The 16,981-nt window shown below is 44.0% G+C and carries 18 protein-coding genes; 2 read left to right on the plus strand and 16 right to left on the minus strand.

Annotation, left to right across the window (positions count from 1 at the left end; genetic code table 11):
* Both BP97_RS41250 and BP97_RS0128585 read right to left on the minus strand, forming a co-directional pair.
* The coding region (locus BP97_RS41250; RefSeq protein ID WP_231506479.1) for a hypothetical protein at positions 1 to 255 on the minus strand (255 nt) is incomplete at its 3' end.
* 284 nt (positions 256 to 539) lie between these two features.
* Positions 540 to 2,921 (minus strand): glycosyl hydrolase family 95 catalytic domain-containing protein, encoded by a 2,382-nt coding sequence (locus BP97_RS0128585; protein ID WP_036746708.1) that lies wholly within the window; start codon positions 2,919 to 2,921, stop codon positions 540 to 542.
* Positions 2,922 to 3,095: 174 nt separating this feature from the next.
* Here BP97_RS0128585 and BP97_RS39190 point away from each other — a divergent pair, with 174 nt between their 5' ends.
* The gene (locus BP97_RS39190; protein WP_051621029.1) at positions 3,096 to 4,004 is read left to right on the plus strand and encodes a helix-turn-helix domain-containing protein; all 909 of its coding nucleotides are present in this window, start codon (positions 3,096 to 3,098) and stop codon (positions 4,002 to 4,004) included.
* Between the two features lie 188 nt (positions 4,005 to 4,192).
* Positions 4,193 to 4,642: a ferritin-like domain-containing protein gene (locus BP97_RS37750; protein ID WP_051621030.1), complete on the plus strand. Its 450-nt coding sequence runs from the start codon at positions 4,193 to 4,195 to the stop codon at positions 4,640 to 4,642.
* 125 nt (positions 4,643 to 4,767) lie between these two features.
* Here BP97_RS37750 and BP97_RS0128600 read toward each other — a convergent pair whose 3' ends face one another.
* The 14 genes from BP97_RS0128600 to BP97_RS0128665 form a co-directional block, all read right to left on the minus strand.
* Positions 4,768 to 5,664 (minus strand): polysaccharide deacetylase family protein, encoded by an 897-nt coding sequence (locus tag BP97_RS0128600; RefSeq protein WP_051621031.1) that lies wholly within the window; start codon positions 5,662 to 5,664, stop codon positions 4,768 to 4,770.
* A complete protein-coding gene (locus tag BP97_RS39195) occupies positions 5,661 to 6,323 on the minus strand; it encodes a class I SAM-dependent methyltransferase (RefSeq protein WP_028552174.1) in 663 nt (220 codons plus the stop codon). Before BP97_RS39195 ends, BP97_RS0128600 begins: the two co-directional genes overlap by 4 nt.
* An 87-nt stretch (positions 6,324 to 6,410) precedes the next feature.
* On the minus strand, positions 6,411 to 7,454 hold the full coding sequence (locus BP97_RS0128610) for a GNAT family N-acetyltransferase (protein ID WP_028552175.1): 1,044 nt from the start codon (positions 7,452 to 7,454) through the stop codon (positions 6,411 to 6,413).
* 7 nt (positions 7,455 to 7,461) lie between these two features.
* Positions 7,462 to 7,779 (minus strand): EamA family transporter, encoded by a 318-nt coding sequence (locus BP97_RS0128615; protein WP_028552176.1) that lies wholly within the window; start codon positions 7,777 to 7,779, stop codon positions 7,462 to 7,464.
* A gap of 38 nt (positions 7,780 to 7,817) precedes the next feature.
* Positions 7,818 to 8,195, minus strand: a complete 378-nt coding sequence (locus BP97_RS0128620; protein ID WP_028552177.1) for a DUF2304 domain-containing protein — start codon at positions 8,193 to 8,195, stop codon at positions 7,818 to 7,820.
* Between the two features lie 4 nt (positions 8,196 to 8,199).
* Positions 8,200 to 8,907 (minus strand): glycosyltransferase family 2 protein, encoded by a 708-nt coding sequence (locus BP97_RS0128625; protein WP_028552178.1) that lies wholly within the window; start codon positions 8,905 to 8,907, stop codon positions 8,200 to 8,202.
* Positions 8,867 to 10,156 carry a glycosyltransferase family 39 protein gene (locus tag BP97_RS0128630; protein ID WP_028552179.1) on the minus strand — a complete coding sequence of 430 codons (1,290 nt, stop codon included), beginning with the start codon at positions 10,154 to 10,156 and terminating at the stop codon, positions 8,867 to 8,869. Before BP97_RS0128630 ends, BP97_RS0128625 begins: the two co-directional genes overlap by 41 nt.
* A gap of 453 nt (positions 10,157 to 10,609) precedes the next feature.
* Complete coding sequence (locus tag BP97_RS0128635; RefSeq protein ID WP_028552180.1) at positions 10,610 to 12,133, minus strand: HAMP domain-containing sensor histidine kinase; 1,524 nt, start codon at positions 12,131 to 12,133, stop codon at positions 10,610 to 10,612.
* The gene (locus tag BP97_RS0128640) at positions 12,130 to 12,819 is read right to left on the minus strand and encodes a response regulator transcription factor (protein WP_028552181.1); all 690 of its coding nucleotides are present in this window, start codon (positions 12,817 to 12,819) and stop codon (positions 12,130 to 12,132) included. The genes BP97_RS0128635 and BP97_RS0128640 overlap by 4 nt, the downstream gene beginning before the upstream one ends.
* A gap of 102 nt (positions 12,820 to 12,921) precedes the next feature.
* Positions 12,922 to 13,710 carry a hypothetical protein gene (locus BP97_RS0128645; RefSeq protein WP_028552182.1) on the minus strand — a complete coding sequence of 263 codons (789 nt, stop codon included), beginning with the start codon at positions 13,708 to 13,710 and terminating at the stop codon, positions 12,922 to 12,924.
* A 160-nt stretch (positions 13,711 to 13,870) separates the two neighbouring features.
* On the minus strand, positions 13,871 to 14,329 hold the full coding sequence (locus BP97_RS0128650; RefSeq protein WP_028552183.1) for an NUDIX domain-containing protein: 459 nt from the start codon (positions 14,327 to 14,329) through the stop codon (positions 13,871 to 13,873).
* A gap of 85 nt (positions 14,330 to 14,414) precedes the next feature.
* Positions 14,415 to 15,134 carry a class I SAM-dependent methyltransferase gene (locus BP97_RS0128655; protein ID WP_028552184.1) on the minus strand — a complete coding sequence of 240 codons (720 nt, stop codon included), beginning with the start codon at positions 15,132 to 15,134 and terminating at the stop codon, positions 14,415 to 14,417.
* A gap of 347 nt (positions 15,135 to 15,481) precedes the next feature.
* A complete protein-coding gene (locus BP97_RS0128660; protein WP_028552185.1) occupies positions 15,482 to 16,087 on the minus strand; it encodes a hypothetical protein in 606 nt (201 codons plus the stop codon).
* Positions 16,084 to 16,713, minus strand: a complete 630-nt coding sequence (locus BP97_RS0128665) for a hypothetical protein (protein WP_028552186.1) — start codon at positions 16,711 to 16,713, stop codon at positions 16,084 to 16,086. The genes BP97_RS0128660 and BP97_RS0128665 overlap by 4 nt, the downstream gene beginning before the upstream one ends.
* Positions 16,714 to 16,981 lie beyond the last annotated feature (268 nt).

The raw sequence follows: 16,981 nt of genomic DNA on the forward strand, positions 1-16,981 counted from the left end.
CATCCCGCTCTTCAGCGGCCGAGGTTTGTAATGTACCACATCTCTTAGCTTCAATGCAAGCAAAACTTTTTTTCCATTCTTGGGATAACCCAGCAAGCTCAGAAAAGCATTTTCGACTTGTTTTGAATCTTCCATCCCGCTCTTCAGCGGCCGAGGTTTGTAATGTATCACATAACCTATCACTAGCGCAAGCATAATTTTTCTTTCAAAAATTATGCTCCTTAAGTACCCCATTAAGATAAGTAACCATTTCAAAACCTCCTATCTTCGCATTGGGCAAGAAACTGCAAGCGCGCTCGATAAGAAGAATTACTGCTGTCTACATCAATGGGAGTGCAAGCCCGTGCGGATCGCTGCTCAGAGCAGGACTGCCATTGTTACGTGCGAAATGATGCCTGCTTAGCAGCGGATTTAGACTGGCGAGTGAGAAGAATACAACCAGCGTCAACGGTTTTTCCGTACTGGGCCGCAGTTAAAAGAACAGGAGAGAGACGCCTTGGGATAGGAGTCCTCTCTCTCCTGTTCTTTTCAATAAACTTTTAAAGATCCTGTTTGACTATCAATACTTCTCCTGGCTCTAGGTACAACTCGAAACAGTTGCTGCCTAAGGATGAAGCTTTGATCTTACTGTCATCTCCAGACCAGCAGTAATTATCGAATAATTCAGGGAGCTTCACTGTCATATTCGTTGCTCTCTCCGCCGTGAACTCCGCAGAGAAAGCTCCTTTTCTTCGATCCCAAGACATCGACAGCCTGCCTGTACTAAATCGAAGATCGGTTACGGTGCCTTGATCCCATTTATCGGGAAGTGCCGGCAGCAGCTTCACCAGCTTAGGCGATACGTATAGCAGCATTTCTTGAACCGCATTGACCCAGCCCATATTCGCATCCATCTGAATAGGTGCTTCTGGCATGTTCATGCATACGCCCATATTCCGCCAATCGTTGTGAAGGGTGAAGAAATTGTTCAACAAGCAGGAGCGAGATAAAATATCAAGGCATTCCAAAGCCTTATTGCCATCCCCAAGACGGGCATAGATAGCGGCCATATGAACGAGTGACCAACCGCTCTGCGCTCCGATCAACCGTTTTTGGACCGCAGTATCGAATGCAGCAAACAGCTCGGGCTGTTCTTCTCTTGTAAACTCCTGCCCCGGGAAAATGGGATAAATATGGGAAAGATGCCGATGGTCGTACCGATCGTCGAACGTCTCATTCATCCATTCCCGAATAGCCCCATCCTTATTTACTTGATAAGGAGGGATCCGCTTGATCATCTGTTCCCATTTTTCAACCTCATCTGTGTTTGCCTCAGCATTCCGGCTTCCCTCCACCAGATGGGATAGCAGTTCCTTCATGATGGCGAAATCCATGGTTGCATTAATGGTGGTTGGCATTGGGTGTGCTAAGGGTCTGCCGTCTGTAGGCATGAAATTCTGCGGTGTGTTCTCCGGTGAAACGGACGGATAATATTTATAAAAGCCATCTTCGCCTAATACAAGGAAATCCTCATAAAAAAGCGCCACTTCCTTCATAAAAGGCAGTACTTTTTCTACTAAGAATGTGTGGTCCCCAGTATATTGATAGTATTCATAGTAATGTCTTGCCAACCACCCTGCGGCGCTGGTCCAGTTCATAATGACAGGCACGATTTGGTTAGGTACTCCAATTCCCGGTGTCGAGCCTGCAGGAATATAGATGCCTCGGCAGCCATACAGCTTGCGCGCATTATCGCGGAAATCGTCCATCATGCTGTCATAGTAATGAATAAGAGCCGGCATCAGCTCGCTGAGTCCCCCTGCCGGAACATGCCAGTACATCATCTGGACATTTTCATTGGCCATGTTATGGCACCAGGTCAGTCGGTAATCGCCACCCCAGAGGCCATACATACCGAATGGGTACCCTTTCTCATGTGTTCCCGATATGAATAAATATCTCCCGTATGCCCACATTTTTTGTACCAAGCTTGTCGGCGCTTCTCCATCATAAGCCTCAAGCAAGAGCTCTTCATTTGTCCGCTCTCCTTCGACGTCCCCCAGCTGCAATGAAGCAGAGTGAAACAATCGGCCGTGAAGCTCGACATGAGCAGCCAGCAGCTCCTCGTAACCGGCTTTAATGTGGGACAGCTCTTCCTGCAGTCGAGCCCATTCTTTCTCTCGCTCTCCCTTTACGAATACTTTGACAGCAACAAGCAGATTGGAGGAGTCACTGAAGCGGATGGCTTCCTGATGAACCTCTCTCTCACCTGATGCGGATACAAGCCGAAGCACTGCGCCGAAATCTGATCCGTCATCATTGCGTGCAGCGTAATAAATATAGTCTTTGTCGGCTTTGACTTGGACCGTTTCCTCAATCTCCTTGCACTTGTCAGCCAATCGAGGACTATCTGTCGGGTGAAAAGCCAGCCGCAATTCTCCTTGTATGGAAGGTGTGTCCGATTGAACCTCGTAAACAATGGCATTGTCCGCTCTGGATACAAACAAACTTCTTCTATAAGCGACGTCACCGTCTTTCCACGATACCGTCACTTCACCTGTTTCCATATTAAGTACTCTTCGGTATTGTTTAAAAGCATGCTCTCCCTGCATCATCAGCTTCAGATCTGCTACAGGGAACCTTGCAGCCAGTCGAGTGCTGTAGCCTTTTTCCTTAAGAGCATTGGTCAAGTTCCAGCTTGCTTCGAGATACTTCTCCTCCGTCATCAGCTTTCTCGTTTCGGCTAGCGTATGACCTACATCCGGTACGACATCCTTTTGTCCCCAATGCCACAAATCCTCATGCGTAATGAGAATGTTTTCTTCTTTAACAGCACCGAAGACGGAAGCACCGATAGAACCGTTTCCTGAAGGCAATCCTTCTCTCCATTTATTTTTCCACCACGAAGCCGGATATTTTAATACAAGCTTATTTTGGCTCATCACGATTCCCCTTAGTGTTCTTTTTTTACTGTATCAGCTCGTTAATCATTTCTCAATGAAAGCCATTTCATTATAGTTCTGAATCGTTTTTTTGTCTTTGTACAGGATCGTTTCTATTTGTCTTTTTTTCCAATATAATAGAATATGACATTGACCGTTAAGGAAGTGGAATCATTGAAAATTGCCGTCTACAGCTTCCAGGTGGATTACCCTACCCGCTACTCCGACTTCAATCCCTTACTGCTTTTTGCACAAAAATATGTCTTTGCTCCTCGGGAGCAATGCCCGCTACGGATATGCTACACCAATGCCATTATCCTCGTGGAGTCCGGTCAAGGCACGCTGCGCCTGAACAACCATCACTATCAGGTACAGGCCGGCTCGCTTGTGTATATACCTGCTGGCACCGTACATCAATGGATATCCGATTCAAGCAATCCTATGATTCATCGCTGCGCATACTTTGATTGGAAATACGTGGAGAGGCCGGGCTTTCAATACCAAAGGGATTATTTTCACGGTGTAGATAAATATCGGGAGGAGCTCATCTCCCCTTTCCCTCAGCTGGAGATTCATGAAGTAACATCCATCAATAATATTCCATTATGGATTTCTTATTTCAACGCCTTAACTCCGCCTCCGGAGCTGCTCTGCGGCCGCAATTCGTGGGATTTTCTGAAATACAACGGAGCTTTTCAAGCCTTTTTACATCAATTCCTTGCTTTTGCTGTGAAACATAACGTTATCTACGATCCAAGGATAAAAAAAATACTGGACTCCATCGAAAAAGAACCGTTAAAGCTAGACGTGCTGCAGCTTTATGAATGGGCGCAGGAGCTCGGTTTAGGCAAAAGCCGTTTTCACGACTTATTCAAACAGGATACCGGTTATTCACCCAGCGATTATTTAAACAGATTAAAATATCATCATATCGCGGAGGATTTATGTTTCTCCCACCTCTCTATTACGGAGATTGCCGACAGATATGGATTTTCATCGATTCATTATTTTTCGAAGGCGTTTCGCCATGCTACAGGAATGTCTCCATCGGAATATAGGGATAAGCATCGTGCGTTGTTGTAATACAAGAAACAATATCCTTCTGGGACAACAAAAAGGCAGGAGATCAGATTGGTGTTCTGATTGTCTGCCACGGATATCAAACTGAAGTCTGCCTGACCTGATTGGAACGTCTTAATGAGATTCACAAGATCCCCAGTGGACGAATAACCTAACCTAAGTAAATTTATATAGGTGGTGTATTCATTCACATGAATGGTTATTCAGTATACAATCCCTATTCAACGTATTATCGCATTGACGATCCAGTGATCCCCTTAATTCAACAATCCATTGAGGGCGAGCGAAATGATGAGGTATTTTACGACTTCTTAATTCAGCTGGCTCCTACTGCACAACAAAAGGACATTATTACTTCTATACGAAATGACGAAAGAAAGCACCGGCAAATGTTTCGAAGCATGTATTACCACTTAACCGGCATGACCCCAACTGTGCAGGAAGAGGCTGCGGAACCGTTGCCTTCCAATTATTTGGATGGACTTGAGAAAGCTCTGTTGGGAGAGTTGAAGGCATTTGAGAAATATCGGACCATTTACTTACACATCAAGCCGGAGTTTCGTGATTGGATATTTGAAATTATGACCGATGAAATCAAGCATGCGGGTTATTATAATTGGCTGTATTCCAAAAATAAATAATGTGTCTGCATTACACGAAAAGCACCTTCTCATTCGAGAAGGCTGCCCGTTTGGGTCTCCTTGATCAAATTGAGAAGGTGCTTGTTAACTTTATATAAGATTTGACTAATTAAGCTTCTACATCGTTAACTTACGTCCAGTCCGTACTGTTGCTGTAAATGCTCAGAAATGGATGTAAACCGGAAGCTCTTCACAATATCCTCCAGCTTGGCATGTGTACCGCTCACATTGTAATAATGAATAAAGTGCTCCTTAAGCGGCAGATCCAGCTTATGCTCCTTAGCGTCAATCTCTCTAGGATGGAGATAAACGATGGAGCTCTTGCCCTGACGGTTAGCCGACCGAATGGCAGATTTTATCACGAATTTAGGGAAAAAGCGGAAGTAAAAGCCTCCTGAATAACCTACATTTTTTCCGGATACCTTCATCACTGACATGGGAACTTCATAAATCCCCAGCTCTCTTCCATTCACTTTAGGTTTATGAATAACCGTCGGAGCAGCAGGAATCCCGTATAGGAAGGTTTTAACCGGAAAAATACTGGCATCGTATTTCATCCCGAGCTCTTCCAGCGCCTCCAGATAGTGCAGATTTCTCTCTATAATAGACCATGAAGGCGCTCGGTAACCCAAAACAGGTGTCCCTGTTAAATGCTCTAAAATATCGACGGATTTTTTCACGTCGGCCTTAAATTCATCGTAGGTTTGCTTGTAAGCAAGCTCGTGCCCATAACCGTGAGATGCCACATCATGTCCTTCCTTCGCAATCGCTTTGACGATATCGGGGTAATTCTCGCCGATACATCCAAGCACGAAAAAGGTTGCTTTGCAGCCGGCATCACTACATAGCTGAAGTAGTCCATCCATATGGGCTCTGAAATTAGAGCCTTTGCTCGTATCCGGTGTCATGTTATCGTAATTAGCGTGAAACCATTCCTCAATATCAAAGGTGAGCATGTTGCTGATGCGGCTATCCTTGACTTGAGCTTGTGATCCGCTAAAGCTATTTACCTCTTTAATCAATGTTTTTTGACTCCTTTGATCGCAAACGAAGTGCAGAACATGCTGGACAACTGACCTTCTTCGCTGCTCTGGCTTACGAACTTAAAGGGATGATGAAGCTTTAAAAATTGAATGTTTTCAAATCCATGCTGAATAAAGATCTTTTTCAGCTCATCCATCGCGTACATTTGATCGAATTTCTTGCTTTTTTCGAACAAACGAAGCACCTTTCTTTGGATGGAGCCTTTGTGCAAAGTCTCTATAAGCAGCGTCCCGCCCGGCTTGGTCACTCTTGCGAGTTCCCGAATGACCGACTTATATTGTTCTATCAATTGAATCACACCGATACAGAGCACCACATCGAACTTATTATCCTCGAACCGTAGGGCGGTTAAATCGTCCGTCATTGTTTTTAATCCGCGAGCTGCAGCAAACTCAAGACTTTTTTCAGAGAAATCGACGCCGTACACGGTGTTATCCTTAACCAAAGGCTCGCTGAAGGCTCCTACTCCGCAGCCAGCGTCCAGTATTTGCTTCCCTCGGCATTCTCCAAGCCAACGCAACGTGTGATCCCTTTGCATGAAAAAGCTTTCCTCGTTGAAGTAGTCCGACGATTTGACCGATGCTCCATGCGTCTCCGCCTTGTTATCGAAGTATTGCTTCCAATTCAATTGACTCATTATTTTTACATCCTCCGATGGAAAATCCATATAATGTTGAGCTTTCCGTAAGAAACCGATCCTGACTTGAATCCATAAAACTGAAAATTAGGGCAATATATACTTCATCAATCGTTTGCCTGCGCTATCGGTAATAAAGGAAGGCATAACCTTCCAAAGCTCCACAAACAAATGAAGACTTTGCTTATCCGGTGCACCGGCTGATTGACTGCTTCCGTTGTACACCAGGTACTTCAGCTGCTCCGGCTTGGCGCCCCATTGTTCTTTATATTTGTATGTTCCCGAGCCGGTCTGAGATCGACCCAGGTCCAGATATTTCAGCCCGCTTCGTATGCCAAATCTTACAGCCTCCCAGTACATGAAATTGTTCAAGTACTTACTGTTGTACTCAATAAGATTCGCACCATACGGATAGTACAGCGTTGAATTGCCTGGACTCGTCAATAACAGCATTCCGCCTACGACTTCCCCTGTCTGCTGATCCAACACAGAGAGCAGGAATGCATGGTCCGGCAACAGCTCGAAGAACCGTCGGAAGAAGGAAATATCCGGTGCAGGAGAGCCGAGCTGCTTCATTCTTTTGACATACACTTTGTAGAAGCTGTCCAAATAGCCGATATCGAAGGCAACGGTAAACCAATTATTTTTATATGCTTTACGTACATGATTTCGGTTGCTTCTCGAGGACAAGGACAGGACGCTCTCTTCATCCTCCGTTAACGGAAGGATGAAGGTATGATGCTGAAGACTCCGGTGCCATCCGGACTGCTCGGTGTCCTGGTCTTTTAAACGCAGCTCCACATAACTCAGCTTATACCGCTCCTTTAATTCCTTCATAGCACCCATCGCAAAGGCTCTTGCTTCTTCGCTATCCGCACAAATGTCCGTATAATTGACAAAAGGAATCGAAACGCCTACTTTCTTCATCGCTAGACTGCGGCCGGCAACAAGCGGAATGATTCCGCATATACGGTTATCACGGTTAACAATGGCATGATAAAGGCATTGGTAACCAAAAGAACCGATCAAAATCTGTCTAAACGCTGACGTATGAAATACCGTCCCCCTTGTTTGCGCGAATTGGTCCCATTCATCCCTCAAGGCTTCGGTATAGGCAATGCAACTGTACATTAGCGGGTTATCCTTTCAGCCAAAAAATGACGCCAATCAAAATAAAGACGCATCCAGACCATTTCATCATGCTGATTTGCTCATGAAACACCAGAATCGACACTGCGATCAACAAAATATACTGGATGCTGGACACGAACGTAACGTAGCTTAGGTCAAACTGGGAAAGGCAATAGATCCACAAAAAAGCAGCTAACGCATATAAAACAAAACCCAATACGATAAGAGGTGATGACAAGTATCCTAATAGAATGGATAGCAGTCCCGAGTCAAAGCTAACCGCCCTGCTTCCTATCTTAAGCAGCGTGCTCGCCGCTACGGTCATCGTTACACTTCCAAAAAGCATGACATATTTAATGATAATTACCCCTCGTTCATTTTCTTTTCGAGCTCCTCAAGCTTTAGCTTCGTTAAACCGAGCTCCTGAGTGAGAACTTTATTGTGCATTTTCAATCCCGAGATGCTGACGCTCATATTTAAGAGCAGCAAAAACGCACATACGATCAAGATGGCAAAAAACGCCGAAGGGGCATAGTACACCCCGATTAAGGTGGAGAACCAATCCATCAAATCTGTGAACACAGACATCACGAGCGTAAATAATCCGATAAAAAACCACACCAGGGAATACTTTTCTTTGATCATTCTGGCCCTAACCATGAGGAATACGGAGATGATGACGATTAAACTGAATACGATCCCCATCAACTGAAAGCTGTACAAATGATATCCGCCATCCATGCTATCACCACCTCGTCCTTGTATAGGAGAAAAAGATGGATAAAATCACTTTAGCCATATAATACGGGCTCTTGATAGGAGTAATAGAAGACGCGCCATGCTCCCGCTCCCGCATCTCAACACCAACCTCGCTTATTCGAAGCCCATGCTTTTTCAATAAAATAATGGCGTCCGGCTCCGGATAATCATCCGGATAATATTTGCGCAGCAGCTCTATGCTTCTGCGATTGTACATCCGAAATCCTGAAGTGCTGTCGGTTACCTTTGTTTGAATCATCATGCGGAAAAGCAAATAAAATACCTTGATTCCAAGTCTTCGGGACCAGGTCGTTCGATAAGATTGAATGTCCAGAAATCTGGAGCCGATGACCATATCACTTCCGCTTCGCAGCATCGCGTCATACAGCTTCTCAACCTCTTTGGCTATATGCTGTCCATCGCCGTCAATCTGCACCATATAGTCATAGTCTCTGGTAGAAGCGTATTTGAATCCGGTCTGCACCGCCCCGCCGATCCCCAGATTAAACGGTAGGTCGATCACCTTGACGCCCTCCGCCTGTCTAGCCGCGAATGAGGTATTGTCATGCGAGCAATCGTTAATTACCAAAATGTCGGAATAAGGGATGCTTTCCCGGATATCCCTTATGACTTTCAATATGTTGTTCTGTTCATTAAAAGCCGGAATCACTATTAACACTTTTCCTTGTCCCATAACGGCTCAGCTTCCCCGCATATTTTTTTGCAATAAGATAAACACCATAAATCACTCTTTCAGCCCCGTAACCCGCCGCAATGGCTATGAAAGGAATGGCCGGCGCCCTATAACGATACATCGCGTCAATAAACACAAGGATACAAAAAATAAAAATAGCTAGCGCACATAACCAAATAATCGACGCTTTCCTGAAGGTTCCATTCACCATAGCTATAATTGTTCCTATCAAAAAGAACAGCGAAGGAAGCAAATGCTCTGCAAGCTTTTTAATGCCGGACAAACTCGTTATATTCGTCTCCCACACCCATCTACCGAGAAAGGCAATAACTCTCTTACCGTAGATAATGGAGATATGGTCCCAATTGTTAATCAAAAAGCTAAGAATCAAACTGTTAAATATATTAATGTCATAGTTTGGTCTGAAATAATGGTCGTGAGGTGTCGCTTTATCATAAATCCAGCCTTTAGCGTAAACATTGTAAAGCACCTTTTTTGCATTAAATTGAAGAGATGTAATGAGAGGATCCAGAGTATTTCCGGAAAACAAGTAAATGCACGCCGCTATTACGGCAACGCCACAGCCTCCGAGGACATACTTGTATTTCTTTACTAAATTCAGCATTGTTTTTCTATTGGTTCTGATGACGATATACAGCAAAATAAATCCCATTAAGATGATACCGGTTGGCCGGAAGACAAGCATGTACAGCGATGAAACAACAAAAAGAATTTTATATATTCGTTTATTGGATTCATATACTTTGAGGAGGAAAAAAATACATAAAAGCAAAAGACTGATGAAAAAACTGTCTGAAAGGATATACATGGACCATAGCGTAACTTCCCAAGCATCGTAATAAAAATAGGAAGCTATGATCGCTGCGGTTTTATTAAAAAGCATTCGTGTAATTTTGAATACCAGGATGACACTTAAGCCTGCAGTAATCGCCTGTATAAATACAATTTTGGCGGGGTCCTTGAACAAGGCGAGTAGCAGTGTAATCAATAAGTTATAGCCCAAATATAAGATATCGTTCATTGATGTGCCGATGGAAAAATTAGTCATTAAAGCGTTTGCATAATCGATATACCATTGGCTATCTTCTGACTGTGGGAGGCCCTGACCGGAACGTATAATCCAGAAATAGTAGCTCAAAATTTGATCAAGCGCCAGAATCACAAGCGGAATCGTGAAAATAAAATCTCGATCCTTATATTTGTGATATATACGGAAAAGTAGGGACAATTGTACACCGCTCCAAGTTTTTTATGAGTTCTTGTCTTGCATTATCAAGCTTAAAACGTATTGGATCGCCTAATACCGTGAACATTACGTAATCAATGCCGTGTCATCACCTCGAAGTCGTTTAGCAATATTCCGTACAAGACTATTTCTCTCTAGAAATCGTTTTGATGCACCCCTTAAACATGATGAAATGAATCGTTAATCTTTTCGACGTATCTCAACATTATTCCTGCCATTTTTTTTGATGCTAAATATAAAAATATAGTTAAATTTTTCTTATTGTTTACAGCAGGTTTACATTGAAGAAACAGCCTTTAAATTGCTTCTCTCGGATTGTTTTTGGACCTATCGAAACTACACTCGTAAATGTCTTCAATCCTTCATACTCGACATAAAAAAATACAGCCTAGAGCGCATAGAATTATGCCCTAGACTGCCTTTATCATTATAAAGCTATCTATCTTTATTATCCGCCTTGCCCGCTGGTTCTAGGTAAAATGCAACGCCGTCACCTTCATTCGCGGCACGCACAGCCATACCGTGGTGCTCTGCGATTTGCTTTACGATGGCAAGACCAAGCCCGAATTGACCGTCTCCACCGGTTCGAAACGGCTCGAAGAGACTTGCTGCTATCGCTTCATCCAGCGGTGGTCCGTCATTGCCGATTCGTACTATAGGAAGCGGACTGCCTGCTTCACTTCGTTTAGCGCTGATCTGAATACGGTTTGCCGCATATCTGAGCTGGTTGTCCAAAATATTTTCCAACGCAACCTTCCATTGCTCTGCATCACCTGACAATTCAATTTGGGGGTCAAGCTCCAGTTCCCATTCAACTTCAGTCCGCCGGTAGCGAAGTCTGTCCACTGCATCTTCAATGACACTATTAAGTTCAAACGGTTGAAACGGTTTTTCGCGAGAGGTCAAGTAGTTTAACTTATTCAGGAGCAGCAGGTCACGAATTCGCTTCTCCAGCCGTTCTCCTTCTTTCATGATGACACTGACACTTTCGTTTAAGCTGCCTTTTGGAAAAATGCCGTCCAAGATGGATTGTGCGTAGCTCTGAATGACCATGACAGGTGTTTTGAGCTCATGCGATGTATGCTGCAAAAAAAATTGCTGTGCCTTATCCTGCCGGACCAGACGCTGCCGCATCGATTCAATCGCTTTAGCCAGACGGCCGATTTCGTCCTTGCGCTTGGTTTCAAACGGCACATGCCAGTCCCGTTCGGCCAGCCTCCCGACGTGTCGTTCCATCTGAACGAGAGGACGCGTAAAATAACGAGCCAAGCCCACACATGGAAGCCAGCTTATCAGGATCAAGCCAACCATAAGCAGCATCAGTCTAAAGAACATCGTCATAACCAGATCGTTGCGGTAATTGCCTGAGGCATAGGATACAAGATAGTTCGGCTCGTTCTGCACGACTTCCTTGCGAATGACATAGAAAATACTCTTATTATCGATACTGCGTGTATATTTCATTACGGGAACCGACTGGGTGAAGGCATCCTGCTCCATGGCCTGTACGAAAGGTTTGGTAACGGGATCGGCTGCTATTGTAACTGCGGATTGCGTGTTTCCACTAATCATAAAGTGTTGAATGGCAGGCCCTTCCGGGGCACTGATTCGAGTCCCTATCGTTAAAGTTGCCATTTTTTCAGGTTCAAGCTGCTTCTCTGTGACAGCATCTTTGGAAATAATCGAAATACTCGACATGGGCACTGCCTGCACTTCCGACATGATTTGGGGAGGAAACGCGTTTTTTTCTATTCGGACAGCCGGAACGGCTAGTGTATTTTGCTCCATTTGAATCCCGCTTTGTGCATCAAGCAAAATATCATAAACCTGCTGAGTAAAAAACCCTTTAAGAGTCCATGGCAGCAGGATTGCAAGCAGCCCGAAAATAAACAAGGTTAATGCCGCAAAAGCACCCCAAAGCTTGACCGCAAGCGGCCATTGTCCAATTCTAAGCCTCATGCTCTCACCATCCTATACCCAAAGCCGTACACGGTTTCCAATCGCAGCTCCGGCATCTTGCGGCGCAGCCTGCGTACCAAATCATCTACGACACGGTCTGTGCCGTAATAGTCCACTCCCCAGACAGCATTCAACACCTGTTCCCGGCCGAGAATTTGCCCGCTATGGCTGACAAAAAAGAATAGAAGCTCAAATTCCTTGCTCGTTAGTTCCAGTTTGTGCCCATCGCCATCCGTAACAATACGGGCTTGTTCATCAATGAGATATGGGGCAGCGGATAGCTTGCTGCGGCGTTCAAAGGCGGCAGCGGTTGCAGTGGTACCTCCATATACCCGCTCCAGCAGCTTGCGTGAACGAATAACGAGCTCGCGCGGCAGAAAGGGCTTGGCTAAATAATCATCGCTGCCTAACTCCAGTCCGACAATGCGATCGATATCGGCATCACGCGCAGAAATGAAAATAACCGGCTGGGAAGGAAAATCCGCTTTAATCTCACGCATCAGCTGATAGCCATCTACACCAGGGAGCATAATGTCGAGGACCCACAAGTCCGGTCGCTCCGCTATCGACGCTTGAGCCGAATTGCCGTCTCGGAACGAACGCACTTGCCACCCCTCTTTCTCTAAATAAGCGGACAGCACGCCATTCAAGTGCTCCTCGTCTTCTACTAAATAGATTTGATACATGAAGCTTTCCTCCTGTAGGGTCCCTCTATAGCGAAAGGCGGAGCCGTTACGCTAATGCGCCCCGGTTCCACCTGTTTTATGAGACTGTTTTTTTAAAGATGCTTATTTACTTGATTCATTCCCCTGAGTAGGTTGAACGGTATCAACTTCTATTTCTTTAGCTATTTTACGAAGATTATCGGTCTCGCTTTTATAATCCTTCAGAATCTCAGGCAGTAAGCTTCGGATAGTTGCTGCATCATCTGCTTCAACAGCTTCAGCTAACTTTTGTTGACGTTTGAAAGATTCAGGCAGTTCAACTTTTATTATATCACTAGCGTCTTTCACCTCAACTGGAACTGCTTGGGTAATATCTTTCATTATAGCGCCCTCTTTGCCAATTTGAACTCGTACCGTCTCAGCTTTATCGGACGATGAAGCTTCATTTTGTTTATCTGTATCTTGTTGAGCTGCAGATTCAGGCAGCATAATTCGGAACGCTTGGAGCTTTTTACCGGAATCTGTAGTTTCAGCGCCAGTCACATCGTTGCTGTCTGCCTTTTTTGAAATGGTGAGGCTTGCCATTTTCGGCTTAGGCATCTCGCTTTCAACCTGCTTCCGTTCATCCAACGCCTGCTTCCACTCTCCAAGTGACTCTGGAGTATAAGTGGTTGCCAACAGCTTCAAATAATTCCGCTGTAAAGCGGGCTGAAGCAGCATGTTTGAACTACTTCCAAAAGCAAAGGACGATGAGATTTTAACTGCTGGCTGTGCAACTACCGTCGCTTGAGTCTCTTTCTGGTCATTATTATCAGCAGCAAATGCGCTTCCTGTCCCTCCGATGGCCATTGTGAGCATAGCGGCTAGTAGACTAGTATGAGTTAAACGGCGTTTCCATTGTTTTGTTTTCATGATTGAAAACTCCTTCCGGTTTATGTGTTTTAAGGAATGTGTCTTCCTTACACACTTAATGTACCGAAAGATTATGGACATGTTATCGTAACATTATGGGAAATTATGTGTAGAACTGCGTGGGGCTTGTTTAATCTGAATGAGGAATTGGATGAGTATTTTAATTCACATCACCGAAGTAACAGACATTTGATTTATTGTCCTTAATGCTCTTACCGAGTGTCTTAGGGTATACTCTAATCGTATCAAGTTCCATAATCTCAATCCACTCAGCGCCTACCTGATCTTTGTCAGGATTCGTACCGTTCGTGATTGTTTTATAATTTGAAGCTAAGGAGCATCTAAAATAAAACTCGATCTGATGGACATCTGAATCCCATGCTGCAAATTCGTGGTTCTTGCCAATATACTCACGAACATAAACAAGATCATGAACCACCACACTCTCGCCTATTTCCTCCATACATTCTCTATTAACCGTATCTTTCAATTCTTCTCCATGGTCTTGTCCTCCACCAGGGAATAAATAGAAGAACCCTTGCTCATCCTTATTTTTGGTTAATAGAATTTTTCCATTCTCGACGATTATTGCTTTAGCGGAATTTCTTATTGGTTTCATGCTACCTCCTGTTTTTTTGCTGAATTTGGAAGCTTATTTCAACATAAAAAGAGTCAGTTGGATACTAATGTAAATAAATTAGAACTTAACCCTTTTTACAAATAAAATTTCCGTTTTCCTGAAATATTACGTTAAATCCAGCAGTTTGTAGCTCTTCCCTTAATACTTCTTTCTTTAAATGCCTTCGATTGGGCAGCCACCACTCATGATGGATCAGGACGGCATCAACATATTTTTCAGGATTTCTTGTTTTTTCATAAGCGATTCCTGTCTCAGGGCAGTAATAACTATTGTTATAGCTTCGAGCTTCATTATAAATAGCAGAAGATAAAATATAGTAACCCGAATCCTTCAAACCAGAAGAGACAAGCGAGTAAAGTTTGGATCTATCCTCATCGGTGACAATGCTTTGTAAGCAATAATTATCCAAAATAAGATCATACGACGAGTCCATTTTGTCTAACTCTAGCAAATCTTTGACTTTATAATTGATTTTTAATCCCTTAACTGCCGCAATATCATTCGCCATGCTGATCGCTGTAGGAGAAATATCAATCGCATCGACGGAATATCCCCTCTGAGCTAAAAAGCTAGATCCTGCTCCTGTCCCACATCCATATTCAAATGCTAGAAATTCAGAATCGTGTGTATCTATCACAGTTAATGCCTTTTCCAGAAAGGGTCTCATCATAAAATGATCGTAATTGTATTGAGCAGGCTCATGATATTCGTCCCAAGCGCCTATATTCCTGGCCTTCATTTGTTGATAAGCATTTTCGTGTTCTTCAAAATAATACTTTTCCATTGGTTATAACTCCTGCTATCCTCATTTTAATCAACCTGTCTGCAATTGCAGCTCATCACAAACCATTGAGCCTTCGCACGATACATCTCTCTTATTTTCTATGCCCTACCTAAGCGGATAAAAAAAGACACAGTGAACCCTATTTACGATAATAGGAGGTTCTCTATGTCTCTTCCCCAATGAATTATTAAAATTTCTGTCCAAACAATATCTGCATGTTATTACATATTTATGTATTCGTCAATCATTATCGCTAGAGCTCCTTGTAAAAAACTGGGCTCACCTTATTGAGACGAAGGTTTAAATTGTTCAGCAGTCTGCATAACACTTCCTCGAGATCTAAAACATTACCAGCTTCCTTTGGCAAGCCATGGAAGGAACCCATCCAAGAACCTTTCTGTTGCCGGCATGAAATATGATCCATAATGAAAATCGGGGTCCAGAGTAGTGACAATCAGGCTCCCGGCCGTGCTTACCTTATCGATGTATAGAATGGCTCCTTGGTCCTCAGCTTCAATGAGGATGTCTGAGCCTTGTGGCGGATAAAAGACACCGTGATAATGCCAGGTTGCATCCTCAATCGTAATATATTCAAACAAATTATGCTCTGGCATCGTTTGCACGAGTCCGCTCTTGGCATCCTTCTCAAGCCACCACCAGAAGTTGGTCGGTCTAAACTCCCAGTTCTGTCCCGGCAGCCATTCATGTGCTTGCGGCCCGAAAGCGACAACCGTTCCACCGTTTTCAGCGAAGTTCCGGATTTTATCCTTGGCTTGATCTATCAGCCCTTGATGAAGCTGTGATGGGAACAACAGCACCCCAAATTCATCCAGCGGTGTGTCTGCAAACTCCGGCAAATAAATCAGCTGCTTGATATATTGATTGTATTTCGGTTCGGTATAGGTCCGATGGTGCTGAACACAGCCGCCATATACGACTCCGATCTTCCTCATAGGGCCGCACCTCTTTCTTCTAGCTGTTTATACTCATCACGGATCCACTGAATTAGCTGCGGTCCTATGCGACCAGAATTCCTCTCCGGGCTCATGTAGCCGAACAGGTCATTACCAGAATGCACAAGAATGGTCCCACGCGTACTATAACGGTCGATGTAAACGATTGGTTCTCCGTCAGGCAGCGTCAACAATACTTCCGCTCCAGCGGGAACTGGGTGATGTCCTCTCGAAAAAAAACCAGCAACCCCTTTATTAAAGGTCATATCATCTGGTTTAACGCCTTCAAATATAGGATGTGGCTGGTGCACCGATACCATGTAATCCTGATAGCTGTTAATCGTTCTCGGTACGAAATTCGAACCCCCAGGCAGCCATGGACGAAATAAATGTCCGCAGAATACAAGCACCTTGCCACTGTCGAGGAACCGGCGAATGAGGTCCTTTTCCTTCAATAAGAACTCTTGGTCGATAAGTCCAGGAATCGCTATCGCTTTGTAACATGATAGATCACAGCTCGGCAAATCATAAGCATCTATAATATTGAAATCCTTCTGAAACCTAACATCATTCACACGCGCTTCCACAAAATTGCCTCTAGAATTTAACATGAGTATATCCTTCATTATCTTTCAACTCCCGTTATCTCTATTTCTTGTTATAACTGGTTCTCCTCCAGCAGCGAATGAATTACGCTTTGAGAGAACAGATGCCGCGATTGCCGACGACGAGAAGATATAGGAATGCAAGTCCCCTGTATTTTAAAAACACCTATTGAATCATGACAAAATTGATCATATTCCAAATGATAATGAATATCAATATCATCAAAATCAAATGGGATTCAGCATTTGCCTGAACCATATAGTATGGTAGCGTTCTCATTTGAATTTC

Source organism: Paenibacillus sp. UNC451MF (genome assembly GCF_000686845.1).
Lineage (GTDB): Bacteria > Bacillota > Bacilli > Paenibacillales > NBRC-103111 > Paenibacillus_S.